This window comes from Mycobacterium conspicuum (genome assembly GCF_010730195.1).
Taxonomy (GTDB): Bacteria; Actinomycetota; Actinomycetes; order Mycobacteriales; family Mycobacteriaceae; genus Mycobacterium; species Mycobacterium conspicuum.
This window is the reverse complement of record NZ_AP022613.1, coordinates 5,740,016-5,761,797: the sequence shown is the minus strand read 5'-3', so window position 1 is coordinate 5,761,797 and position 21,782 is coordinate 5,740,016. Positions and strand designations below refer to the sequence as shown.

Below are 21,782 nucleotides of genomic sequence, written 5' to 3'. Positions count from 1 at the left end.
GTCCTGGCGCCGGGCCCCGGGTCCGTGACACCGTGCCCATCGGCAACGTCACGATAGCTTGGACGCTGGTGGAAGCGGGAGAAGCACGGCAGCGTGAACCCGACCGGTTCAGTGAATGCGGACGATGATCTCCGAGTGACCCAGGCGGATCACGTCGCCATCGGCCAGCTGCCACTCCTGCACGGGCGCATTGTTGACGGTGGTGCCGTTAGTGGAGTTCAGGTCGGAAAGGAGCGCGACGCGTCCATCCCACCGGATCTCCAGATGCCGTCGTGACACTCCGGTGTCCGGCAACCGGAACTGGGCGTCCTGTCCGCGACCGACGATGTTGGAACCGTCGCGCAGCTGATAGGTCCGCCCGCTGCCGTCGTCGAGCTGCAAGGTGACCGCGGTTCCGGCCGATCCATACTCGCCTTGCCCGTAACCGCCTTCGTAGCCGCCTTCGTAACCCCCGTAGCCGCCGCCCTGGCCGTACTCGGGCGCGGCCGATTGGCCCGCCGACTGGCCCCAGTCGTAGTCCTGGTTCGCCGGCTCGGCGTAGCCGCCGCCGGGCGGGCCGTATCCGCCGGGCGGGACGCTTTCGGCGTATTGCGTGTAGTCGCCCGATGAGTAGTCCTGGCGGCCGTATCCCTGGCCGCCTTGCTGGTAGCCCTGGTCGTATCCGCCCCCCTGCTCGGGATAGGCCGGGCGCTGTTCGGGTGCTGCCGTCGGAGCCTGGCCGCCGTAGCCGCCCTCGTCCTGCCCGCCCGGGCCTCGACCGTAGTCGCCGTACCCGCCGTAGGCCTGTTGACCCTGTTCGCCGCCGGGCGAGCCGTAACCGCTGTCCTGGCGGTAACCCTGGTCGTAGTTTTGGCCACCCTGGCCGGGCTGGCCGCCGTATCCGGCCGGGGCGGGCGGGCGTTGCTCGTAGGGCGGCGGTGGGTAGCCACCCGGGCCTTGGTCGGGGTAGCCGCCTTGCTCCGGGTAGCCGCCCTGCGATGGGTAGCCGCGCTGGTCGGGGTAGCCGCCCTGTTGTGGATAGCCGCCGTGCTCGGGATAGCCGCCCTGCGGTGGGTAGCCGCGCTGGTCGGGGTAGCCGCCCTGGTCGGGGTAGCCGCCCTGCGGTGGGTAGCCGCGCTGGTCGGGGTAGCCGCCCTGCTGGGGGTAGCCGCCTTGGTCTTGGCGGGGCGGCGGATATCCCTGCTGGGGCGGATAGCCGCCTTGTTCCGGCGGGTATCCGCCGCGCGGGTCGTGACCGCCCTGCGGATCCTGCCCGCCCCGCTGGTCGTCCTGCGGACGCCCGTAGCGCTCGTCGTAATACTCGTCGCCGGGCCGCCCTTGTCCCGGTCCCCCGCGGTAGCTCGAGTTGTCAGTCATTGGTGGTACTCCTGGTTCTGCGCCGAACGCCTGATTTGATTGTGGTCGGGGGGCATCGCTGAGCGTCGGGCGGGGCTCGACATCGGGGTTGACAGCACCGCGGGCGCGGAACTGGCCGGTATGCAGGTTCGACGACCGCTCGAACCGGACGACCACATCACCATACGTTTGCCACCCCTGTTCATAGATATAGTCGGCCAAGTAGCTCGCGAAAGCACCCGACGTGAGATCCGGGTCGCCGCCGAACTTCTCAAAGTCGTGCACACCGAGGGTAATGATGTATTCGTTGGGTGCCAAAAGGCGCTTTCCCTGAAGGGGGCGGACACCATCTTCGGCTTCCCTACGCAATAGGGCTTCAATCTCTTGCGGGACGATTGATCCGCCGAAGACACGCGCAAACACGTCACCGACGGTCGCCTCGAGCTTGCGCTCGATGCGCGCGGCAAGCCCCTTCTGGCTAGCACCGTGGCTACCCACCGCTCAGCGCTCGCCCGCACTTGCCATGGCATATCGCCGGCGCAAGGCAAACGACTCGGGCGCGTGTTGGATCACCCAAGCATGGTATCGGGATGGCGCGACGCTGCGGCACCGGGAGAATTCTGAGAATCGCATCATTGCAGGTCAGAATCGTATTGCCGCAGACTTCCGGGGGCTAGGCAGTCGAAGGGCCCCGCCAACGGCCGAGGCGACGGTTGGGGCGCACGACGCTTACAGTGGTATGGTCCTTCGGTTGTTTCGGGCGAGTGGCGGAATGGCAGACGCGCTGGCTTCAGGTGCCAGTGTCCTTCGGGACGTGGGGGTTCAAGTCCCCCTTCGCCCACAATGTGATGACGACAATCTCCCCGGCCAATCGGCCGGGGATTTTGTTTGGGGCGCTTTCTCTTTCGCCGACTCGACGGATTTACTGCGGAAGCAGGCGCCGTTTCTGCTCGGTGAATTCCTCTTCGGTGAGGATTCCCGAGTCGCGTAGCGAGGCCAGCTCGCGTAGCTCGGCGGCGATGCTCGTAATCGGGCCGCCCGGCGGGGTTTTCGGCGCCTGGGCCGATTGCTGGGCCGGTTCAGGCTGGGCCGGCTCAGACGGCTTTTGGGCGGGCACCGCGACCCGCTCGCCGATCCGCTCTCGGCGGCCGGCCCCACCCGTAGCGCCGGTACCGGCGCCGCCGGCGCCGCCAGCCAGGGCTCGCCCGGCCATGCCGGCCAGGGCCATCTGACTGAACACGCCTCCGGCGCCCGTCGAGGTCTCTGCGCTAACGACGGTGGCGGCCGGCAGTGCCACCGCGAGGGGGCGTATCTCCGGGGCCGCCTGCGCCCACCCGGTCGGCACCGACATCTTGCCGACCGTGTTCGCCGTTCCCATGCCCGCCGAAACCGGGGAGCCCAGGTTGGTGATCACCGGGAACGGGGACGGAGGCACCGGACCCGTGCCCGGCCAGGACTCAATGCCTGCCCAGCCGCTGACGATGTCGTCGGTATGGAGACCGGTGTAGAAACCGCCAACGTCGTAGGGCAGGGCCGTTATCCCGACTGCCGAGTCGACACCCAGTCCCGTGCCGCTCAATTCTGGATCGACGAAAATGCCGCTAAGGCTTCCCAGCAGGTTGATCAGTTCCAGCGGCGACAGCGCCTGGGCCGGGGAAGCGGCACTGTTCAGCGCGCCGGGCACCGCCGACAACGCCTGCTGCGCCTGGGTGAGCGCGCTCGGTATGTTGCCGGCGGGGGCGGCGCCGGCTTGGGCGACCGCGGCCGCTTGGTTCGCCTGTCCGCGCGGGTTGGTGCTCGACGGCGGTGAACCGAACGGTGGCAGCGATGTCGCCGACGCCGACGCGCCGGCATAGCTGTACATCGCGGCAGCGTCTTGGGCCCACATCTCGGCGTACTGCGACTCGGTGAGCGCTATCGCCGGCGTGTTCTGACCGAACAAATTGGTCGCCACCAGGGCCGCCAACAGGCTGCGGTTGGCCGCGACGACCGGCGGCGGCACCGTTTCGGCGAACGCCGCATCGTATGCGGCGGCCGCCGCTGTGGCCTGGTAGGCCGTCTGCTCGGCCTGCGCGGCCGTGCTCCTGATCCATGCCACATAGGGAGCGGCCGCGGCGGCCATCGCCGACGCCGCCGGGCCAGTCCAAGCTCCGGCGATCAGGCCGGCGATCGCCGACTGGTATGAGCTCGCCGTCGATTGCAGGTCAGCGGCCAGCGCGTCCCATGCCGTCGCTGCGGCCAACATCGGTCCCGAGCCGGGACCGGCATACATGCGGGCGGAGTTAACCTCTGGCGGCAGTAATCCGAAATCCATGTCGTTTCCTCCGATCGGTTCGCCCGCCGCCAACGCGTTGGCGGTTCGGTGACGGCGTCCCGGGCATCAGCGGCGTCGGCCGAAATTTCTTCGCGGTCATCGCCGGAACTGGCGTGGCAGGTCGCCGACACCGGTCGAGCCGATGCGCGTGTTCACCAGCCGGACGGCTGACGTTTACCGCGTTTGCTGGACCGATGATACGGGCCCCGACAGCCATGCTCGTAACAAAGCCGCATGTGCGAAGCCTAGGAGCTAAATGTGAGTTGGCAGCAAAACACCGGCAAACCGTGTCCGTATTGTTTCGCGCGGCGGACTAGGTGCTCGGCTGCGTCTGCACCCAGCGTTGGATCTCGGGGGTGACGGGGTCGGTGAGCTCGGCGAACTCGGGATGCTTCTCGACCACGTTGGCAACCATCGAGCAGACCGGGACGATGCGCTTCCCGTCGGCGCGCGCCGCGTCGAGGGCATGCTCGACGAGGATGGTTGCCAGGCCGCGTCCGCCGAACGCGGGGTCGATCACGGTGTGATAGAAAACCCGCTCGTCGCCGCGATCGGCGAAATCAGCGAAACCGACGGTTTCGCCCTCGACGGCAATGGTGTATTTGCCGTCCTGCTCGCTGACCGTGGTTTGCGCGCCGGTCTTATCCGTCGTCATGTGTCTTCCTTCCGTTGCGCCCGACCACGTTGCCTCGATGGGTGCTCCCTTCGCGACAGTACCTCTGGAATTCACCGGGGCGGACGGAGCACCTTCATGGCTACTCGCATGATCGGCTCGGGAACCTGGTCTTTCGCCGACAGCGCGGCATCGGCGACGCGCGAACGCAGCGGGGCGCCGCGACCGAAAATCTTGTTCAAAGGTCCCCCGGACGGCTCAATCACGACATGAAGGGGCGGGGTACCCACGGCCGCCCCAAGCGCGTTCGAGATGACCATCCGCTGGATTTCGCTCGTGCCCTCAAAGATGGTGTACAGCTTGGCATCTCGATACCACTTCTCGACCGGATGATCGGTGATGTAACCCCAGCCGCCCATTGTCTGGATCGCGCGTTCGGTGGCTTTGACCGCAACCTCGGTGGCGGCGAGCTTGGACATCGAGCCCTCGGCGCGCTCGAAGGGGACGCCGCTGGCGGCCATCCAGGAGGCTCGCCAGGTCAGTAAGCGGGCCGCGTCGATCTGGGTTGCCAAGTCCGCCAACGGGAAAGCGATGCCTTGATTGTCGATAATGGGACCGCCGAACGCTTCTCGCTCGGTGGCGTAGGACGTGGCGTACTCCAGTGCGGCGCGCGCGATCCCGATCGCCTGGGCGGCGACCATCGGCCGGGTTTGTTCGAAGGTGCCCAATGTAGCCGACCCCGACCGCTTTGCGCCCGCGACGACCTCGCGGGCTTTGGCCAGCTTGTGGTCCAATTTCTCTTGTCCGCCAAGCAGATTGGCTCCCGGAATGCGCACGCCGTCGAGCTTGAGCTCTGCGGTGTGCGACGCCCGGCAGCCCAACTTGTCGAGCTTGCGCACCATCTCGAGCCCGGGCGTGCCTCCGGGCACGACGAACAGCGCTTGACCGCGGTGGCCGAGCTCTTCGTCGACGACTGCGTTCACCACGTGCACGTTGGCGATGCCACCGTTGCCAATCCACATCTTGTGGCCGTCGATGATCCAGTCGTCACCGTCGCGGCGGGCTCGGGTGCGCAGATTGCGCACGTCGCTGCCGCCTTCGGGTTCGGAAATCGCCAGCGCCGCGAGCTTGAGATCGCCGGGCGTTCCGAAGCATTCGGGTGCCCACTGCAGCATCTGTTCCGGCGAGGCGGCCTGCCCGATCGCCGACAGTGCCAGCGCCGGCATGACGATCGCCAAACCGATTCCGGCGCAGCCCCAGAAGATTTCCTCCATGAACATCGGCAGCGACAGGCCGGTGGGGTCACCGATCAGGTCGCGGTAGAACAACGGGCTGTAGAAGCCACGTTGAGCGGCCTCCTCGAGCACCGGCCAGGGAAACTCTTGGCGCTGGTCATAGTCCAGTGCAACGGGACGTATCACGGAGTCGGCGAATTCGTGTGCGCGCCGGGCCAGGTCATGCTGCGCCGCGGTCGGGGTCAGGTCGAACGTCATGCCAACGCCTACCCCGTCGGCAGGGCCAACAAACTGACCGGCGGTGCGGCGCTTTTACGCCGCCGGGCGCGGACCAATCCGCGAGGCGGGCAGGTGCAGCACCACCGCCGTCACCGGAGCCGTCTGGTGCCCGCTGCGGGACAGGAGGGCCGCATTCTCGGGGAGTTGCCTGGAGTTGATTTCGCCGGCGGCGATGCGGCGCAGCGTCTCGTGGGCCGCGGCCAGTTGCGCGCGCTTGCGGTATTGGCCGCCGGGAAGTTTGATGCCGGCCCACACGCCGTACTCCTCGCGGTGCTTGATGGCGCGCTGGGCGCACTGGCGCTGCTGGGCCAGCGGGCAACGGCGCAGGCACTGGATGCGCGCCTCGGTAGCCGACCGCTCGTACGCGCGCGCTTTCGCGGCGCCGTCACCACCGTCGTCGTCGGGGTAGCCGAACCATAATTCCGGGTTGGTTGTGCAGGGGTGTCCCGTGGCGACCATGCCGAGCCTCCTCCTCGAACTGAAACGTAGGCAAAAGCGTATACAGATAGAAGGTGCTGACGCAAGGGAAACGTCGACCAAAACGTATATCCACAACTGCGGACCGTTGCCTGTGTAATATCCGGCTATGGCCGGAGCGTCCGATGAGCCGTGAATCGGCCGGCGCGGCGATCCGGGCGCTGCGGGAATCCCGCGATTGGTCCTTGGCGGAGCTCGCGGCGGCCACCGGCGTCAGCGTCATGGGATTGAGCTACCTCGAGCGCGGCGCCCGCAAACCACACAAAAGCACAGTTCAGAAGGTTGAGAATGGCCTCGGGTTGCCGCCGGGCACCTATTCGCGCCTTGTGGTGGCAGCCGATCCGGACGCCGAGCTGGCCCGGCTGATGGCCGCGCAGACCCCGCAGACGACGGCGCCGCGGCGGGCCGCGTCGGTCGTGGTCGATCGCCACAGCGACACGGAAGTCCTCGAGGGCTACGCCGAAGCACAGCTCGATGCCATCAAATCTGTCATCGATCGGCTGCCTGCGACGACATCAAACGAATATGAGACGTATATTCTGTCTGTGATTGAGCAGTGCGTGAAGGCTGAGAGGCTGGCGGCCAGCTCCTGGCGGGTGGCGGTCACCGCGGGCCCCGACTCGACGACCCGGTTGATGGAGCACCTCACGGAACTCGAGGAGACCCGGGCCGACCTGCTACGGCGGATGCCCGCCAGCCTCAGTGCGCGATTCGACGCGGCGTGCGCGCAATCGTCGCTGCCGGATCCGATCATTGCGGCACTGCTCGGCGTCAGCAGCGACGACGTGTGGGAGATTCGCAACCGCGGTGTCATCCCTGCCTGGGCGCTGCCACACGTCCGCGCCTTCACCGAGACGGTTGAGTCGGCGAACCGCGGCTCGGCCGGCCAGGAGGACGGCGCGTGATCGAAGGCGAAGTGCAAGCGCTCAGGCGCGCTCATCAACTGTTCGCCGACAGCGGTCCGCGGGTTGCGCTGGACGCGCGCACCAGTCACGTCGTCGCGCTGGATGACGTTGCGGGACAACAGCACTATCAGATCGCGGCACGCCGCAGCCGCGATGCGTTGGCGTCGGCGGCGCGGACAGACGCGGCGACCGAAGCCGTCATCGCCAGCGCCCAACGCGACCACGCGCAGGCACGGCAGCTGACCAAGAATGTGCTGCATCAAGCCCTGGCCGACGGCATGCCTGCGGCCAGCCCGATGGCACAGCGCGAGGCGTTGCGCCGAAGCGCGGCGCGACTGCGGGCCCAGCGAGCGCATGTCTTGGTGGCCCGACGCCGGGCTCGGCGGCACCTGATGGCGCTGCGAGCGCTGCGGTACCGCATGACGCACCGGCACGGCCCCGGTCTGGCCCGCCTGGCCCGCCTGCCCGGGGCGGGCGGCCGCGCCGGCGTCGCGGTGCGTGCGGCGTTGTCGCGGTTGGGCCGCCCGTATGTCTGGGGCGCGACGGGCCCTGACCAGTTTGACTGTTCGGGGCTGGTGCAGTGGTCCTATGCGCAGGCCGGCCTGCACCTGGACCGCACGACGTACCAGCAGATCAATGACGGAATCCCGGTCCCGCGCTCGCAGGTCAGGCCGGGGGACCTCGTCTTCCCCCATGCCGGGCATGTGCAGTTGGCCATCGGCAACAATCTGGTCGTCGAAGCGCCCTACTCGGGTGCGACGGTGCGGATTAGCCGACTGGGCGGCAACGTGCAAATACGCAGACCCTTTTGAGCACGCTCTGAGGAGGTGGGACCCGTGTCGGAGCAAGAACAATCCATGTTGGCCGCCGTCCGGGCGCGGCAGGCAGCGCTGTCGAGCTCGCACGACACGGTGGCCGACGCCGACCGGGTGCTGGTCCAGGCGATCTCCGAGGCTCACGCCGTGCTGCGCGAAAGCGTCACCCGGCTCGATGCGATCGCCGCGGAGATCGACCGGGTAGCGTCGGGTCAAGCGGGCGCCGCCGTCGATACCCCGATGGGCGCACGCGAATTTCAGAAGTTCCTGGTTGCCAAACAACGCGAGATTGCCGCGGTCGTGGAGCGTGCACACGAACTCGACCGCGCCAAAAGCGCTGTGCTGCAGGGCTTGCGGGCACAGTACACATCCTCGACGAGGTGAATTGTCGCCGCCGCCAGGTCTCGCTACTGTCGGCCGGCATGGCGACCTATCGGGATGTACTCGCCGCGGTCAAACAGATTCGGGACCGCACGGGCGACCCGAACGCGTGGCAGACCGGGCTGACGCCGAGCGAGCTGGTGGCCGTGATCATCCCCACCACGCGGCCCGACCAACTCGATGCGATCCTGGGCAGAATCCGCCAGCAACACCCGGACGTGTTCGGCGGCCCGCCGCGCCTGGCCGGCGCACCGCCGGCGTCTCACGAACCGCAGCAGGGTGAGGCCGCCAAGGCCATCGCGGACGCCGAAGCCGCTCTGGCACACCAGAATTCGGCGAGTTCTCACCTCGATCTGCAGGTGATCTCGGCGATCCTGAACGCCCACTTGAAAACGGTCGAGGGCAGCGAAGAGCTGAGCAAGCTGCAGCAGGAGACCGAAGGGGCGGTCCGGGCCCGCTCCGACTTGGACACCCCGGCAGGAGCGCGTGACTTCCAGCGGTTCCTGATCAGCAAGCTGCGTGACATCCGCGCCGTGGTCGCCAACGCGAGTTTGGATGACACCTCGAAGTCGACCCTGATGGCCGCGTGGACATCCCTCTACGACGCCTCGAAAAACGAAGTGGCCGTTCCCGCTCCACGGCCATCCGCGCCCGCCGTGCCCGACGATCCACCCGCGGGAACGCCCGACGACGCCGCAGCGGATCCGTACCTGGATGCACTGCTTGACGACCCCGGCCTGCCCGCCGAGGGATTACCCGCGCAGGATGCGCTCGCTGCGGCTCCGCCGCCACCGGCGACGCCCGCGCCGATGACGCCCACGGCGATGCCGTCGATGATGCCGAGCATCCCCAGTTTCGGCGGAGGATCACTGCCGGGTGGCTCCGCACCGGGGTGGAATAGCGAAGGCGGGCTTCCGCTTTCCAAGTTGCTCGACGGCGCCGAGCCCGAACCGACGGACGGCGACGAAGCTGGCGACCCGAAAGGCACCGAACCGGTCGACGCGGCCGGAAGCGAGCCCGAACCGCCGCCCAGCGGCCCGACGGTGGTCACCTTGCCCGACGGCGAGACGGTGACGGCGGGCAGCCCGCAACTGGCGGCGGTGATCCAGGCCGCGGTCGGTGGCACGCCGATCGCCGAGGCCTTCCACCAGCAGAGCATCACCATTCCGCCGCCTGGGACGGCGGTCAGCAACCCGATCGATCCCCAGCGGGTCATCCCCGGAGACATCGGCGTCCTCCGCGACCGCCACGCCCTTGCGCTCGGCAACGGTAAAGCGCTGCTCGACGGCCAGATTCAGCACATCGCCACCGTGAGTGGGCCGAGCTTTCTAGGCTGGGAGCACCCGCCCGCAACGCAAGGATCGGCGGCAGGGACGCCACCTGCCCCACCGACCGCACCGGCCAGGACGGACCCACCGGCCCCGACCCGGCCGGCGGCGACGTCGAGCACCGGCGACTGAAGAGGAGACAGCGGATGGCAGATCGAATCCAGGCGGTGCCCGCGCAGTTGCGTGCGGCCGCCGTCCATCACGAGGAGACGTCGGAGTACTTGCGGACCGTGCCGTCGTCGCATCCCGCGATCCAGGAGAGTCTGGACTCCCTCGGACCGATCTTCGGTGAGCTGCGCGAGGCCGGCCGCGAACTGTTGGAACTGCGGTGGCAGTGCTATCAGCAACAGGCTGACAACCACGCCGAGATGGCACACAACCTCAGGACGTCGGCGACGATGTGGGACGAGCACGACCAACAGGCGGCGCGCGACTTCGGCGACATCACCGACGGCGGCCGATGACGGACGCCAACCCCGCGTTCGACACCGTTCACCCCAGCGGACATATCCTGGTCCGCTCCTGTCGTGGCGGCTATATGCACAGCGTCGCCCTGAGCGCCGAGGCGATGGACACCGACGCCGCCACCTTGGCGCGCGCCATCGTGTTGACCGCGGATGTGTCGTGCCTCAAGGCGTTGCTAGAAGTGCGCAACGAGATCGTCGCCGCGGGCCACACCCCGTCCGCGGAGGTTCCGACCGCCCACGATCTCGATGTGGCGATCGAAAAGCTGCTGGCGCATCGACTACGCCGTCGCAAAGCCTAAAGCAGCCAGGGCTTGGCGATATCGGGGTCGGGTGCGATATCCTCCGGCGGCTCGATCGGATTGGCGCCGAACAACTCTCGCGCGCGGCGCAGCAACGTGCGCACCTCGTCGAGTTGCTGCTGCAGCGCAGAATCAGCCATGGCCCCACGCTACCCAGGCCGGGATCGACGCACAATTCACCGGCGAAAACGCCGGCGGCGGGTGCCGGTACGCTTACGCGGTGGCGATCTTCGGTCGGAACACGGCGCGCCGGCGCCTCCGGAGAGCGACAAGGGAATCGCTGGCGATTCCCACCTTCAGCTCTCCTGTCGATTGCACCCCGTGGGTCATCGGCGGCCTTTGGCCCGCCGAACTTGCGACGGTTAACGCCGAAACCTCAACGCTGGCAGAGTATCTCAATGCCGACCTGCGGCGGATCGCCAGCAGCGCCAACGACGAGCTGAGGATGATCCGGCGAGCGGGAATGAGTGATGCGGCCCGGCAGGCAGAAGAGGCCCGGGTCATCAACGAGGCCCGCAGCCGTGCCGAGCGGCGAGTCGAGTCCACGGTTCGTCAGCTGCGCGCCGCGCCGGCCGGCGGTCGGGCGCGATCCCCGCGGCACGCCGTGCGGGAAGCCCCCGCGGCGGATATCGATAAGACGCAAGTGATCCCCGCCGTCAACGTGGTTGAAATGCCGGACGTCGCAGAGGACGTCAACGAGCCCGCGACGACGCGGGTGGAAACCCCGGAGCCGCCGACGCCCGCCTCGGTGGAATCCGACGCCGAACGATTGCGGCGGCTGGTGGCTTTCGTCGCGCGCCAAGAACCCAGGCTGAATTGGGCGGTCGGCGATTACCCCGACGGCAGCACGGTTTTGGTCACCGACCTCGCCCACGGATGGGTGCCCGCGGGGATCAAGTTGCCGGCCGGCGTGCGGTTGTTGGAGCCCGGGCGACGCACGGGCCGAGCTTCCGCATTGATCGGCGATGCGCAGCGCGTCGAGACCTACAGTCCCGGTGATCCGCTGGGCTGGTCGACCGATTTCGCCGCGACACAGTCCTCGTCGCAGCCGCGCGACCTGCCTGCCGTTGACGACCTGGGATGGCAATTAATTCAAGCCACGCACTGGCGCGACGGCGTGCCGCGCATCGTGCACACGTTGGCCAAGGCCGCGGCCGCGGCGACCGGTGTCGTCGAGGACGAAGTCGATCTGCTGCGGGTGCACCTTGATACGGCGCGGTGCCGGCTACTGGACCAGTATCCGGACGTCGATTCCGGCCTCCTGGCCAACTGTCTGCTGCTGGCCGCCGCCGAGGGCGTGGTTACCGGGGATTTGCTGTCGGCGAACTATCACTTCTCCTGGTTTCAGAAGCTCGACGCTTTGAATTGACGCTGGTGAGAGGGGTCGATGATACTGACATCGTGTCAAGGTCGGACAGTCGCAGCGAGCGCAGCGACCTGAAAGACCGAGCTCTCGTCGAATCGGTTCTGCGGGAGCTAAGTGCGGCCGCCGACAAGTGGGAAGCCGTTGTCGCGCAAGCCGAAACCGTCACCTACAGCGTGGATCTCGGCGACATTCAGGCCGTCGCGAATTCCGACGGCAGGTTGTTGCAGCTGACGCTGCATCCGGGCGTCACCAGCTACGCCCACGGTGAATTGACCGACCGATTGAACCTGGCGATCGAGGCGCTGCGCGAAGAGGCAGAGGCCGAAAACCGGGCGCGGTACGGCGGAGAGCTGCACTGAGGTCACTTCAGATCGGTGGCGACGCGCTCCAGGACGGCGAGGTGGTCATCGACGGTTGCCAGGCCGGCGCCCATGGTGTTCACCGATAGGTGCGTCGCCCCGGCCGCCTTCCACTCGGCGATCTCGGCCGCCACCTGGTCGCGGTCGCCGGTCCAGCTGACCCGCCCTTCCATCCCGAGGCTGTCGGCGTCGCGGCCTGCGGCCACGGCCGCCTCCTTCACCCGGGCAACCGCGTAGTCCAGGCCCGGCCCGGGACCCATCATCGGGAACCAGCCGTCGCCGAGCCGTCCGGCGCGTTCATAGGCGCGGTCTGAGGCCGCGCCGAACCACAGCGGGATCGGGCGCTGATTCGGCAGCGGGGCCAAACCCGCACCGGTCACGGTGTGGTATTTGCCGTTGAAGGTGACCGACCGTTCGGTCCATAGCTTGCGCATGACCTCGACCTGCTCCTCGGAGCGTTTGCCGCGGTTGGTGAAGTCCTCACCGAGCGCCTCGTATTCGACCGCGTTCCAGCCCAGCCCGATCCCGAGCCGGAAGCGCCCGCCGGTGAGCAGGTCGACCTCGGCGGCCTGCTTGGCGACCAGTGCGGTCTGCCGCTGCGGCAAGATGATGATGCCGGTGACGAGTTCCAGCGAGGTGACCGCGGCCAAAAAGCCGAACATGACGAACGGTTCGTGAAATGTCGTGTCGATGTCGTAGGGGCCCTGGAAGCCCTGGTGCACCGCGGGGTCGGCGCCGACGACGTGGTCGTAGGCCAGGATGTGGGTGAATCCGAGCTGTTCCACGCCCTGGGCGTAAGTGCGGAGGACGGCGGGATCTCCCCCGAGCTCGGTTTGCGGGAACGTGACTCCAAGACGCATTCGCAATGCAACCGTGCCGCACCGCAATTGCTTCCCGCGAAGTGAAAGCCGCTGCGCGCTGCGCGCCTGCGCGCCCGAAGGGATTCGAACCCCTAACCTTCTGATCCGTAGTCAGATGCTCTATCCGTTGAGCTACGGGCGCCTTGTCTTCAGTTATGTTCTCGCAAACAACTCCGCGGAGGCGAGAGGATTTGAACCTCCGGTCCCCTTGAAGGGGGACAACTCATTAGCAGTGAGCCCCATTCGGCCGCTCTGGCACGCCTCCATGGACTTCACGAGGGTACCCGAACCGTTTCCGGGATCCCGCAACCGTCGGGGCCATAGCGTACACAGCCGCGACATATGCTGACAAAGTGAGCGCCCGCCTGCGACCCGAGCTGGACGGGCTGCCCGTTTATGTGCCAGGCAAAACGGTGCCGGGGGCCACCAAACTGGCCAGCAACGAGACGGTGTTCGGGCCGCTGCCGAGCGTGCGCGCGGCCATCGAGCGAGCCACCGATGCGATCAACCGCTATCCCGACAACGGCTGCGTGGAACTCAAGGCCGCCCTGGCCAAGCGGCTGGATTTCCCGCCCGAACAGGTCGCCGTGGGGTGCGGTTCGGTCAGCCTGTGCCAACAGCTCGTGCAGATCACGGCCGGTGCCGGCGACGAGGTGATCTTCGGCTGGCGCAGCTTTGAGCTCTACCCGCCCCTGGTTCAGGTCGCCGGCGCGACCGCGATTCGGGTGCCCCTGACCGAGCACACCTTCGACCTCTACGCCATGCTCGCCGCGGTCACCGAACGCACCCGGCTGATCTTCGTCTGCAACCCGAACAATCCCACCTCCACCGTCGTGGATCCGGGCGCGCTGACCCGGTTCGTCGAGGCGGTTCCGCCGCACGTTTTGATCGCCATCGACGAGGCCTATGTCGAGTACATCCGTGACGGCATGCTGCCGGACAGCCTCGCTCTGGTGCGCGCCCATAGCAATGTTGTTGTGCTGCGCACCTTTTCGAAGGCGTACGGGCTGGCGGGTTTGCGGGTCGGCTACGCGGTCGGTCACCCCGAGGTGATCGTCGCGCTGGACAAGGTCTACGTGCCGTTCACGGTGTCCAGCATCGCGCAGGCCGCCGCGATCGCCTCGCTGGACGCCGCCGACGAGTTGCTGGCCCGCACCGACGCGGTCGTCGACGAACGCGCGCGGGTCAGCGCGGGGCTGCGCGATGCCGGGTTCGTTTTGCCGCCGTCGCAGGCCAACTTCGTGTGGTTGCCGCTGGGGCCCCGCACCCTCGACTTCGTCTCGCGAGCCGCCGACGCCCGCATCGTGGTCCGCCCGTACGGCACCGACGGTGTGCGGGTTACCGTCGCGGCAGCGGAAGAAAACGACGCCATGCTGCGCTTCGCGCGCGGCTGGAACGCGAATCATGGGAGTACGCAATGACTCTGGCCCGCAAGAAGTTCACCGAATTCAAGGAAAGCGCCGTTCAGGTGTCCGACGCCGAGCTCGACGAGTTCTGGGCGACCCTCGAGCCCGCCACCATCGACGGCATGATCGGCGAGTGGAAGGGCGGCGAGTTCGCCACCGGGCACCGGGCCAACGGTTCGCTCGCCAAGATCAACTGGTTCGGCAAGACCTTCAAATCCGCCACCGATGCGCAGCCGCTGGTCTGCCTGGACGCCGACGGCAACAAGTACTCGAACGTGGAGCGGATGAACGGCGAGGCCAGCCTCTGGCTGGAAGAATTCCGCGGCGAGGTCACCGCCACGATGGTCTACGACGGCGCGCCCGTGCACGACCACTTCAAGAAGATCGACGACGACGCCGTGATGGGCATCATGAACGGCAAAGGCGTCCTAGACAACGGCCGGTATTACTACTTCTACCTCGAGCGGGTGTAGCGCTGGCTGCTACTCGCCGAGCGTGACGGGAGGGCGAAAATCCGCCCATTTTCGCGCCACGAGAACACTTTCGGCGAGAGGCGCCTACTGCGGATTGCGCCCGGTAAAGGCCACCAGCCGGTCCAGGGCGCCGGCCTCCTCGCCCACGGCGACCGGCTCGTCGAACCCGGCCCGGCCGCGCAGCTCCGGTCGGATGGTGGCGCGCGCCAGCCCCATCACGTATTCGGCCAGCGGCTCGGGCGCGTCGATGTCATGTCCGACGGCGCGGGCGTAATCCCAGGCGTGGACCAGGAATTCGAGCGACAAGATCCCGCACGCCGTCTTGGCCGGCATCTCGCCCTTGCCGAACGGCACGCTGCCGTCCAACCCGCGGCGATGCCAGGCGTCCAGCGCCGGGCGGGCGGCGCTGACGACGCGGCTCTCCGCGGAGGCGCCCTCGTCGGTGTCTGGAGGCTCCGCGCCGGCCAGGCCGCCGAGACCCGAGATGGAGTTCAGCAGGTGCTCGGTCAACTGCGCCACGGTGAACTGCGTGCACGGCGTCTGTCGCGCCATGTCGTCCCCGGCGACGGTGTGCAGCACCTGCTGCAGCACGCCCAGCGTGTCCTCGGCGCTGGCCAGCTCGTCGGTCGGCGGGGAATCTGGTCCGGGTCGCAAATCGGGAGCCATGCCCACCACGCTACGGTCTGCTGATGGGCGAAACATACGAATCCGTCACCGTCGAAATCAAAGACCAGGTTGCGCAGGTGACGTTGATCGGACCGGGTAAGGGCAACGCGATGGGGCCCGCGTTCTGGTCGGAGATGCCGGAGTTGTTCGCGTCGTTGGACGCCGACCGCGACGTGCGGGCGATCGTCATCACCGGGTCGGGCAAGAACTTCAGCTACGGCCTCGACGTGCCGGCGATGGGAGGCTTCCTCACCCCGATGCTGGCCGATGGCGCGCTGGCCCGGCCGCGCGCGGACTTCCACGCCGAGGTGCGACGCATGCAGGGCGCGATCACCGCGGTGGCCGACTGCCGCACGCCCACGATCGCGTCGGTGCACGGCTGGTGCATCGGCGGCGGGGTCGACCTGATCTCGGCGGTGGACATCCGCTATGCCAGCGCCGACGCCAGGTTTTCCGTGCGTGAGGTCAAACTGGCCATCGTCGCCGACGTCGGCAGCCTCGCCCGCCTGCCGCTGATCCTGAACGACGGGCATCTGCGCGAGCTGGCCTTGACGGGTAAGGACATCGACGCGGCGCGGGCCGAGAAAATCGGCCTGGTCAACGACGTGTACAGCGACGCCGAGGCCGCCCTAGCCGCCGCGCATGCCACGGCCGCCGAGATCGCCGCCAACCCGCCGTTGACCGTCCACGGCATCAAGGACGTCCTCGACCAGCAACGCACCGCGGCGGTCTCGGAGAGCCTGCGCTATGTCGCCGCGTGGAACGCGGCCTTCCTGCCGTCGAAGGACCTGACCGAGGGCATCTCGGCGACGTTCGCCAAGCGGCCGCCGCAATTCACCGGGGAATAGCCCGGCGCTCAATAATGCTGTAGCGCAAGGCAATTGCGAGCAGCACGGTGGAGATCGCCAAGCCGGCGAATTCGAGATAGCCGACCCACGCTCCGGTGTGGTGATTGGTGTCGACGAGATGGCTAAGCGCGTGCAAACCCCAATGTGCGGTGGCGTAGGCGAGCGCCGGCACCCGCCATGTCGACCAGCGCATGGCGGCCAGCAGCAGCAGACCCAGCGGCAGCTCGAACGAGGCGTTATCGAAGATGTAGTGCGTGTTGCGGGCGCCGAACGCGCCGAGGGTGTCGAAGAACGCCACCGGCGCCAGCGCCATGAAGACCCCGACGGCGACCGAGTAGATGCCGTAGGCAACGAGCATGACGTCGACGTAGCGGGAACGTGTGGCCATAGGGCCACGCTAGGCTCGCGGAGGTGACACCCGACGGCAAGGTCCGCGTCCCGGCCGACCTGGACGCCGTGACGACGATCGGCGCCGAAGACCACTCCGACATCGGCACAGCCGCCGTCGAGCGCATCTGGCAGGCCGCCCGGCACTGGTATCGGGGGGGCATGCACCCCGCGATCCAGCTGTGCATCCGCCGGCACGGGCGGGTGGTGCTCGACCGGGCGATCGGCCACGGCTGGGGCAACGCACCGACCGATCCGCCCGATGCCGAAAAAATCCCGGCCACCACGGACACGCCGTTCTGCGTGTACTCGGCGGCCAAGGGCATCACCGCGACCGTCGTGCACATGCTGGTCGAACAGGGGTACTTCGCGCTCGACGACCGGGTCTGCCAGTACATCCCCAGCTACACCAGCCACGGCAAGGACCGCACCACGATTCGGCACGTGCTGACGCACAGCGCCGGCGTCCCGTTCCCCACCGGGCCCAAGCCGGACCTCAAGCGCGCCGACGACCACGAATACGCCCAGGAGCAGCTGGCCAAACTGCGGCCGCTGTACCGACCCGGGCTGGTGCACATCTATCACGCGCTGACCTGGGGTCCGCTCATGCGCGAAATCGTCTACGCGGCGACCGGCAAAGACATCCGCGACATCCTGGCCGCCGAGATCCTCGATCCCCTGGGCTTTCGGTGGACGAATTTCGGCGTCGCGAAGCAGGACGTCCCGCTGGTTGCGCCCAGTCACGCCACCGGGCGCCCGCTCCCGCCGGTGATCGGCGCGATCTTCCGCAAGGCGATCGGCGGAACCGTGCACGAGATCATCCCGTACACCAACACCGCGGCGTTTTTAACCACCGTGGTGCCGTCGTCGAACACGGTGTCGACGGCCAACGAGCTGTCGCGCTTCGCCGAAATCTGGCGGCGCGGCGGCGAACTCGACGGCGTGCGGGTGATGAGCCCGGAACGGATGTACGGCGCGGTGCAGGAATGCCGCCGGTTGCGGCCGGATTTCGCGGTGGGCTTGTGGCCGGCCCGATGGGGCACCGGTTACATGCTGGGCACCAACCGATTTGGACCCTTCGGCCGCAATGCACCGGCCGCGTTCGGCAATCTGGGGCTGGCCAACATCGCGATCTGGGCCGACCCGGCGCGTGGCCTGGCCGCCGGCGTGATCAGCAGCGGCAAGCCCGGCCGCGACCCCGAGGCCCGCCGCTACGGCGCCCTGATGAACACCATCGCCGCCGAAATGCCAACCGGTTAAACCGCGCCGCGCGGGGAACAAGACGGTATGGCTACATACCGGGTGCTGAATCCAAAGGGCGAGGTTGTCGCGACCTAGGATGTCGGGGGACATCGAAAGCGCCGACGACGCGCACGCCTGGTTCGTGGACAACAAGGCCGACAATTCCGAGCTGGGCTGGCGGATGGAAGTCGAGCACGACGGCCAATGGTCTTTTTTCGACGACACCGAGGGCGGCGGCGCCTGACGCGTTTGTCTGCTCGGCGGTCGGGCAACCCAAACAGGCATGGAATCCGTCCGCTTTCGTTCGCTGCTGGATACGCCCGGACCGTTCGTGTCGGTCTACTTCGAGGACTCTCACGACACCCATGACGCCGATGCTCAGTTAGAGCTCAAGTGGCGTGGGCTGCGCGAACAGCTCGAGGACCAGGGCGTCGATGAGGCCCTCACCGCCGAAATCGGCCAGGCGATCATGGATTTGCGTCCGCCGATCGGCCGGAGCGGGCGCGCGGTAGTTGCCGGTGCGACGGGGGTCGTGGTCAACGAGCACCTGCTACGGCCGACCGCCGAGACGGTGGTCCGCGTCTCCGAGCTGCCCTACATCGTCCCCATCCTCGAGAACGGCTTCGACTCGTCGCAGTACGTGCTTGTGGTGGTCGACCACGCCGGAGCCGATATCACCGTGCATACCGATGGCCGCCTGCGTTCGGAGACGGTCGACGGCGGCGGCTACCCCGTGCACAAGGCATCGGGCGCCGAGACCGCGGGCTATGGCGACCCCCAGTTGCGCACCGACGAGGCGGCCCGCAAGAACGTACGTGCCGTCGCCGACCGCGTCGCCGAGCTGGTGGACCGGACGGGCGTCGGCGTGGTCTTCGTGGTCGGCGAGGTGAGCTCGCGCTCCGACCTGCTGACCGCGCTGCCGGAACGGGTGCGCGCGCTGGCGGTACCCCTGCAGATCGGGGCTCGCCACAGTGGGCACGGCTTCGATGAGGTGCAGCGGGCCATCGAGGGGTGGTTCCTCAAGCGGCGGCTCAACGTGATGGACGACGCCGCGCAACGCTTTGGCGCGGAGATCGGACGGGACTCCGGCCGGGCCGCCGAAGGCCTGGGCGGCGTGTGTTCCGCCCTGCGCCAAGGCGCGGTCGACACCCTGATCGTCGGCGACCTCGGCGACGCCACCGTGGTCGCCGACGAAAACCTGACCACCGTCGCGCCCAACGCGGACGTCCTTTCCGAGCAGGGCGCCGCGCCCGCCAAGACGCTGCGCGCCGACGAGGCGCTGCCGCTGTTTGCGATATCGGTGGGGGCGTCGTTGGTTCGTACCGACGAGCGGATCGCGCCCGCCGACGGGGTGGCCGCGGTGCTGCGCTACGCGCCCTCGGTGCATTGAGCCGCACTGAGCGGTGGCGGAGGGATTTGAACCCCCGGACGGTTTTAGCCGTCTCTCGCTTTCAAGGCGAGTGCATTAGGCCGCTCTGCCACGCCACCAATGGACAACGCTAGCTAAGAGTAGGCGGTAGTAGCGTGACCGGCATGCGCGCCATCGTCGCCGAGGCTTCCGATCAACTGGTATGGCAAGAAGTGCCCGACGTGGCCGCGGGGCCGGGCGAGGTGCTGATCAAGGTCGCGGCGGCCGGGGTTAACCGCGCCGACGTGCTGCAGGCCGCCGGCAAGTACCCGCCCCCGCCGGGCGCCAGCGAGATCATCGGGATGGAGGTCTCCGGGGTCGTCGCGGAGACGGGCGAGGGTGTCACCGAATGGCCTGTGGGACAACAGGTTTGCGCACTGCTGGCCGGCGGCGGATACGCCGAATACGTCGCGGTGCCCGCCGGTCAGGTGCTGCCGATTCCCGACGGTGTCGACCTGGTGGACGCGGCGGGCCTACCGGAAGTGGCCTGCACCGTGTGGTCGAACCTGGTGCTGACCGCGCACCTGGGCAAGGGCCAGCTGCTGCTGATGCACGGCGGGGCCAGCGGCATCGGGACCCACGCGATTCAGATCGCGCGGGCGCTGGGCGCGCGAGTGGCCGTCACCGCCGGGTCGGCCGAAAAGCTGGAATTCTGTCGCCAGCTGGGCGCCGAAATCACCATCAACTACCGCGACGAGGATTTCGTGGCGCGGCTGCGCGAGGAGTCCGAGGGCAAGGGCGCCGACGTGATCTTCGACATCATGGGCGCGGCCTACCTGGACCGCAACATCGACGCCCTGGCCACCGACGGCCAGCTGGTCATCATCGGCATGCAGGGCGGCATCAAGGGCGAGCTGAACATCGGCAAGCTCTTGGCCAAGCGCGCGCGGGTGATCGGCACCACGCTGCGCGCCCGCCCGGTGACCGGCGCCAACAGCAAGACCGAGATCGTCCAGGCGGTGACGGCGTCGGTCTGGCCGATGATCGCCGAGGGCAAAGTCCGGCCGATCATCGGCGCGCGGATGCCCATCCAGCGGGCCGGCGAGGCGCACCAGGATCTCGTGGCCAGCAAGGTGACTGGAAAGATCGTGTTGACCGTTTAGCCGAACGACGCCAGCGCGCGCACCAGCTGGTCGACTTCGGCCATCGTCGTGTAGTGCGCCAAGCCAACGGTGACCGCGCCGCCGACGTCGTTGGCGCCCAGAACTTCCAGTGCGCGCGAACTCTCGTCGGAAACCGCGAGAATTCCGTTGTCCGCCAACCGCTGCACCACACGGTCGGCGGGCACCTGGTCCAGCGCGAAACTGATCACCGGTATACGGGCCTCCGGGCGCCCGATCATCATCACCAACGGCAGCGAGCGCAACGACGCGATCAAATAGTCGAAGACCCGGTTCAGATACCCGGCCGCGGATTGCATTGACAGCGACAGCCTTTCCCGCCTGCTACCGCGCGCCGATTCATCAAGCGCCGCAAGGTATTCGATGCTGGCGACCGTCCCGGCCAGCAGGCCGAATTGGTACCTGCCCACCTCGAGACGCGCCGCGCCGGTCGCCTGAGGGTCGGTCGACAGGGAGCTGAAGGTGTTGATCAGCGTCGGATCGCGGAACACGATCGCCCCGATCGGCGGGCCGCCCCACGCGTGGGCATTCACCGCGACCACGTCGACCTCGGCGTCCTTGATGTCGAGCAGTCGGTACGGTGCGGCAGCGGAATGGTCGACGATCACCAGACCGCCGACGTCGTGCACCAGCTTGGTCATCGCCCGCAGATCGGTGACGGTGCCCAGCGTTCCCGAGGCGGAGGTGACGGCGACCAGCCGGGTCGACTTGCCGATCAGACTCTCCCACTGCCACGTCGGCAGGTCGCCGGTCTCGATGTCGACCTCGGCCCACTTCACCTTGGCGCCGTAGCGGTGTGCGGCCCGCAGCCAGGGCGCGATGTTCGCCTCGTCATCGAGGCGGCTGACGATCACCTCGTATCCCAGACCGGCGCGCGAGGACGACGCCTCGGCCAGCGACGACAACAAGACGGCGCGATCGGCGCCGAGCACGACGCCCGCCGGGTCGGCGCTGAACAGGTCGGCCACCGCGGCCCGCGCGGCCTCCAGCACGGCGGCGCTGCGGTGCGCCGACGGGTGTGCGCCGGCCGTGCTGGCGCTGGATCTACGGAAGGCCGTCGACACCGTGGTCGCGACGGAATCGGGGATCAGCATGCCTTCGGGCGCATCGAAATGCACCCATCCGTCACCCAGCGACGGATGCAGACCCCGCACCCGGGCGACGTCGTATGCCATGAAAGCCACCTTAGAACTTCCGC

At 67.9% G+C, this 21,782-nt stretch carries 24 protein-coding genes, 4 tRNA genes and 1 pseudogene; 16 read left to right on the top strand and 13 right to left on the bottom strand.

Features of this window, described 5'->3' with window-relative positions; translation table 11 throughout:
- Nucleotides 1–108 precede the first annotated feature (108 nt).
- The gene (locus tag G6N66_RS26550; RefSeq protein ID WP_085233843.1) at nt 109–1,833 is read right to left on the bottom strand and encodes a DUF3662 and FHA domain-containing protein; all 1,725 of its coding nucleotides are present in this window, start codon (nt 1,831–1,833) and stop codon (nt 109–111) included.
- 260 nt (nt 1,834–2,093) lie between these two features.
- On the opposite strand from G6N66_RS26550, the gene G6N66_RS26545 reads away from it, so the two are divergent.
- Nucleotides 2,094–2,176 (top strand) — tRNA-Leu (locus tag G6N66_RS26545).
- 81 nt (nt 2,177–2,257) lie between these two features.
- Here G6N66_RS26545 and G6N66_RS26540 read toward each other — a convergent pair.
- The 4 genes from G6N66_RS26540 to G6N66_RS26525 form a co-directional block, all read right to left on the bottom strand.
- The gene (locus tag G6N66_RS26540) at nt 2,258–3,649 is read right to left on the bottom strand and encodes a PPE family protein, SVP subgroup (RefSeq protein ID WP_085234068.1); all 1,392 of its coding nucleotides are present in this window, start codon (nt 3,647–3,649) and stop codon (nt 2,258–2,260) included.
- A 313-nt stretch (nt 3,650–3,962) separates the two neighbouring features.
- Nucleotides 3,963–4,304: a GNAT family N-acetyltransferase gene (locus tag G6N66_RS26535; RefSeq protein ID WP_085233842.1), complete on the bottom strand. Its 342-nt coding sequence runs from the start codon at nt 4,302–4,304 to the stop codon at nt 3,963–3,965.
- A 71-nt stretch (nt 4,305–4,375) separates the two neighbouring features.
- Nucleotides 4,376–5,755 carry an acyl-CoA dehydrogenase family protein gene (locus G6N66_RS26530; RefSeq protein ID WP_085233841.1) on the bottom strand — a complete coding sequence of 460 codons (1,380 nt, stop codon included), beginning with the start codon at nt 5,753–5,755 and terminating at the stop codon, nt 4,376–4,378.
- Nucleotides 5,756–5,809: 54 nt separating this feature from the next.
- Nucleotides 5,810–6,235, bottom strand: a complete 426-nt coding sequence (locus G6N66_RS26525) for a WhiB family transcriptional regulator (RefSeq protein WP_085233840.1) — start codon at nt 6,233–6,235, stop codon at nt 5,810–5,812.
- A gap of 143 nt (nt 6,236–6,378) precedes the next feature.
- Here G6N66_RS26525 and G6N66_RS26520 point away from each other — a divergent pair, with 143 nt between their 5' ends.
- The 6 genes from G6N66_RS26520 to G6N66_RS26495 are packed head-to-tail and all read left to right on the top strand — an operon-like array spanning nt 6,379 to nt 10,448.
- Nucleotides 6,379–7,158, top strand: a complete 780-nt coding sequence (locus G6N66_RS26520; RefSeq protein WP_085233839.1) for a helix-turn-helix domain-containing protein — start codon at nt 6,379–6,381, stop codon at nt 7,156–7,158.
- The gene (locus G6N66_RS26515; RefSeq protein ID WP_085233838.1) at nt 7,155–7,970 is read left to right on the top strand and encodes a C40 family peptidase; all 816 of its coding nucleotides are present in this window, start codon (nt 7,155–7,157) and stop codon (nt 7,968–7,970) included. Before G6N66_RS26520 ends, G6N66_RS26515 begins: the two co-directional genes overlap by 4 nt.
- A gap of 24 nt (nt 7,971–7,994) precedes the next feature.
- A complete protein-coding gene (locus G6N66_RS26510) occupies nt 7,995–8,357 on the top strand; it encodes a DUF4226 domain-containing protein (protein WP_139825292.1) in 363 nt (120 codons plus the stop codon).
- Nucleotides 8,358–8,395: 38 nt separating this feature from the next.
- Nucleotides 8,396–9,814 carry a DUF4226 domain-containing protein gene (locus G6N66_RS26505; protein WP_085233837.1) on the top strand — a complete coding sequence of 473 codons (1,419 nt, stop codon included), beginning with the start codon at nt 8,396–8,398 and terminating at the stop codon, nt 9,812–9,814.
- Nucleotides 9,815–9,828: 14 nt separating this feature from the next.
- The gene (locus G6N66_RS26500; RefSeq protein WP_085233836.1) at nt 9,829–10,146 is read left to right on the top strand and encodes an ESX-1 secretion-associated protein; all 318 of its coding nucleotides are present in this window, start codon (nt 9,829–9,831) and stop codon (nt 10,144–10,146) included.
- On the top strand, nt 10,143–10,448 hold the full coding sequence (locus tag G6N66_RS26495; RefSeq protein WP_085233835.1) for a DUF2694 family protein: 306 nt from the start codon (nt 10,143–10,145) through the stop codon (nt 10,446–10,448). Before G6N66_RS26500 ends, G6N66_RS26495 begins: the two co-directional genes overlap by 4 nt.
- On the opposite strand, the gene G6N66_RS28925 is transcribed toward G6N66_RS26495, so the two are convergent.
- Nucleotides 10,445–10,588: a hypothetical protein gene (locus tag G6N66_RS28925; protein ID WP_169721521.1), complete on the bottom strand. Its 144-nt coding sequence runs from the start codon at nt 10,586–10,588 to the stop codon at nt 10,445–10,447. The genes G6N66_RS26495 and G6N66_RS28925 overlap by 4 nt on opposite strands.
- 80 nt (nt 10,589–10,668) lie before the next feature.
- On the opposite strand from G6N66_RS28925, the gene G6N66_RS26490 reads away from it, so the two are divergent.
- Nucleotides 10,669–11,817 carry a DUF5631 domain-containing protein gene (locus tag G6N66_RS26490; RefSeq protein ID WP_085233834.1) on the top strand — a complete coding sequence of 383 codons (1,149 nt, stop codon included), beginning with the start codon at nt 10,669–10,671 and terminating at the stop codon, nt 11,815–11,817.
- 29 nt (nt 11,818–11,846) lie between these two features.
- Nucleotides 11,847–12,173, top strand: coding sequence for a DUF2710 family protein (locus G6N66_RS26485; protein ID WP_085234066.1), 327 nt, complete (start codon nt 11,847–11,849; stop codon nt 12,171–12,173).
- A gap of 2 nt (nt 12,174–12,175) precedes the next feature.
- Here G6N66_RS26485 and G6N66_RS26480 read toward each other — a convergent pair whose 3' ends face one another.
- The 3 genes from G6N66_RS26480 to G6N66_RS26470 all read right to left on the bottom strand — a co-directional run bounded on the left by G6N66_RS26480 (nt 12,176) and on the right by G6N66_RS26470 (nt 13,298).
- A complete protein-coding gene (locus G6N66_RS26480; protein ID WP_085233833.1) occupies nt 12,176–13,033 on the bottom strand; it encodes an LLM class F420-dependent oxidoreductase in 858 nt (285 codons plus the stop codon).
- Nucleotides 13,034–13,102: 69 nt separating this feature from the next.
- Nucleotides 13,103–13,175: transfer RNA gene (locus G6N66_RS26475), tRNA-Arg, on the bottom strand.
- Nucleotides 13,176–13,209: 34 nt separating this feature from the next.
- Nucleotides 13,210–13,298 (bottom strand) — tRNA-Ser (locus G6N66_RS26470).
- Between the two features lie 88 nt (nt 13,299–13,386).
- Here G6N66_RS26470 and G6N66_RS26465 point away from each other — a divergent pair.
- The gene (locus G6N66_RS26465; protein ID WP_085233832.1) at nt 13,387–14,454 is read left to right on the top strand and encodes a pyridoxal phosphate-dependent aminotransferase; all 1,068 of its coding nucleotides are present in this window, start codon (nt 13,387–13,389) and stop codon (nt 14,452–14,454) included.
- Complete coding sequence (locus G6N66_RS26460; RefSeq protein ID WP_085233831.1) at nt 14,451–14,912, top strand: DUF4334 domain-containing protein; 462 nt, start codon at nt 14,451–14,453, stop codon at nt 14,910–14,912. The genes G6N66_RS26465 and G6N66_RS26460 overlap by 4 nt, the downstream gene beginning before the upstream one ends.
- Before the next feature lie 84 nt (nt 14,913–14,996).
- On the opposite strand, the gene G6N66_RS26455 is transcribed toward G6N66_RS26460, so the two are convergent.
- Nucleotides 14,997–15,578, bottom strand: coding sequence for a TIGR03086 family metal-binding protein (locus tag G6N66_RS26455; RefSeq protein WP_085233830.1), 582 nt, complete (start codon nt 15,576–15,578; stop codon nt 14,997–14,999).
- 23 nt (nt 15,579–15,601) lie between these two features.
- Here G6N66_RS26455 and G6N66_RS26450 point away from each other — a divergent pair, with 23 nt between their 5' ends.
- Nucleotides 15,602–16,426 carry a crotonase/enoyl-CoA hydratase family protein gene (locus G6N66_RS26450; protein ID WP_085233829.1) on the top strand — a complete coding sequence of 275 codons (825 nt, stop codon included), beginning with the start codon at nt 15,602–15,604 and terminating at the stop codon, nt 16,424–16,426.
- Here the strand turns inward: G6N66_RS26450 and G6N66_RS26445 are convergent.
- On the bottom strand, nt 16,413–16,814 hold the full coding sequence (locus G6N66_RS26445) for a hypothetical protein (RefSeq protein WP_085233828.1): 402 nt from the start codon (nt 16,812–16,814) through the stop codon (nt 16,413–16,415). The genes G6N66_RS26450 and G6N66_RS26445 overlap by 14 nt on opposite strands.
- Nucleotides 16,815–16,837: 23 nt before the next feature.
- Here G6N66_RS26445 and lipE point away from each other — a divergent pair, with 23 nt between their 5' ends.
- The 3 genes and pseudogenes from lipE to G6N66_RS26430 all read left to right on the top strand — a co-directional run bounded on the left by lipE (nt 16,838) and on the right by G6N66_RS26430 (nt 19,445).
- Nucleotides 16,838–18,073 carry a lipase LipE gene (lipE, locus tag G6N66_RS26440; protein ID WP_085233827.1) on the top strand — a complete coding sequence of 412 codons (1,236 nt, stop codon included), beginning with the start codon at nt 16,838–16,840 and terminating at the stop codon, nt 18,071–18,073.
- Nucleotides 18,074–18,100: 27 nt separating this feature from the next.
- Nucleotides 18,101–18,299, top strand: a pseudogene (locus tag G6N66_RS26435) (hypothetical protein).
- A 39-nt stretch (nt 18,300–18,338) separates the two neighbouring features.
- Nucleotides 18,339–19,445, top strand: a complete 1,107-nt coding sequence (locus tag G6N66_RS26430) for an Rv2629 family ribosome hibernation factor (protein ID WP_085233826.1) — start codon at nt 18,339–18,341, stop codon at nt 19,443–19,445.
- 11 nt (nt 19,446–19,456) lie between these two features.
- Here G6N66_RS26430 and G6N66_RS26425 read toward each other — a convergent pair.
- A tRNA-Ser gene (locus G6N66_RS26425) sits at nt 19,457–19,543 on the bottom strand.
- A 45-nt stretch (nt 19,544–19,588) separates the two neighbouring features.
- Between G6N66_RS26425 and G6N66_RS26420 the strand changes: the two genes are divergently transcribed.
- Complete coding sequence (locus G6N66_RS26420) at nt 19,589–20,566, top strand: NAD(P)H-quinone oxidoreductase (protein ID WP_085234065.1); 978 nt, start codon at nt 19,589–19,591, stop codon at nt 20,564–20,566.
- Here G6N66_RS26420 and G6N66_RS26415 read toward each other — a convergent pair.
- Nucleotides 20,563–21,759: a cysteine desulfurase-like protein gene (locus G6N66_RS26415; protein ID WP_085233825.1), complete on the bottom strand. Its 1,197-nt coding sequence runs from the start codon at nt 21,757–21,759 to the stop codon at nt 20,563–20,565. The two genes, G6N66_RS26420 and G6N66_RS26415, sit on opposite strands and share 4 nt — an antisense overlap.
- Nucleotides 21,760–21,782: the final 23 nt, after the last annotated feature.

Excerpts from the sequence above, each read along its gene's own strand:
- G6N66_RS26540 (WP_085234068.1), bottom strand. The coding sequence starts at position 3,649 with ATGGATTTCGGATTACTGCCGCCAGAGGTTAACTCCGCCCGCATGTAT.
- G6N66_RS26535 (WP_085233842.1), bottom strand. The coding sequence starts at position 4,304 with ATGACGACGGATAAGACCGGCGCGCAAACCACGGTCAGCGAGCAGGAC.
- G6N66_RS26530 (WP_085233841.1), bottom strand. The coding sequence starts at position 5,755 with ATGACGTTCGACCTGACCCCGACCGCGGCGCAGCATGACCTGGCCCGG.
- G6N66_RS26525 (WP_085233840.1), bottom strand. The coding sequence starts at position 6,235 with ATGGTCGCCACGGGACACCCCTGCACAACCAACCCGGAATTATGGTTC.
- G6N66_RS26520 (WP_085233839.1), top strand. The coding sequence starts at position 6,379 with ATGAGCCGTGAATCGGCCGGCGCGGCGATCCGGGCGCTGCGGGAATCC.
- G6N66_RS26505 (WP_085233837.1), top strand. The coding sequence starts at position 8,396 with ATGGCGACCTATCGGGATGTACTCGCCGCGGTCAAACAGATTCGGGAC.
- G6N66_RS26500 (WP_085233836.1), top strand. The coding sequence starts at position 9,829 with ATGGCAGATCGAATCCAGGCGGTGCCCGCGCAGTTGCGTGCGGCCGCC.
- G6N66_RS26495 (WP_085233835.1), top strand. The coding sequence starts at position 10,143 with ATGACGGACGCCAACCCCGCGTTCGACACCGTTCACCCCAGCGGACAT.
- G6N66_RS28925 (WP_169721521.1), bottom strand. The coding sequence starts at position 10,588 with ATGGCTGATTCTGCGCTGCAGCAGCAACTCGACGAGGTGCGCACGTTG.
- G6N66_RS26480 (WP_085233833.1), bottom strand. The coding sequence starts at position 13,033 with ATGCGTCTTGGAGTCACGTTCCCGCAAACCGAGCTCGGGGGAGATCCC.
- G6N66_RS26460 (WP_085233831.1), top strand. The coding sequence starts at position 14,451 with ATGACTCTGGCCCGCAAGAAGTTCACCGAATTCAAGGAAAGCGCCGTT.
- G6N66_RS26455 (WP_085233830.1), bottom strand. The coding sequence starts at position 15,578 with ATGGCTCCCGATTTGCGACCCGGACCAGATTCCCCGCCGACCGACGAG.
- G6N66_RS26450 (WP_085233829.1), top strand. The coding sequence starts at position 15,602 with ATGGGCGAAACATACGAATCCGTCACCGTCGAAATCAAAGACCAGGTT.
- G6N66_RS26445 (WP_085233828.1), bottom strand. The coding sequence starts at position 16,814 with ATGGCCACACGTTCCCGCTACGTCGACGTCATGCTCGTTGCCTACGGC.
- G6N66_RS26430 (WP_085233826.1), top strand. The coding sequence starts at position 18,339 with ATGGAATCCGTCCGCTTTCGTTCGCTGCTGGATACGCCCGGACCGTTC.
- G6N66_RS26420 (WP_085234065.1), top strand. The coding sequence starts at position 19,589 with ATGCGCGCCATCGTCGCCGAGGCTTCCGATCAACTGGTATGGCAAGAA.
- G6N66_RS26415 (WP_085233825.1), bottom strand. The coding sequence starts at position 21,759 with ATGGCATACGACGTCGCCCGGGTGCGGGGTCTGCATCCGTCGCTGGGT.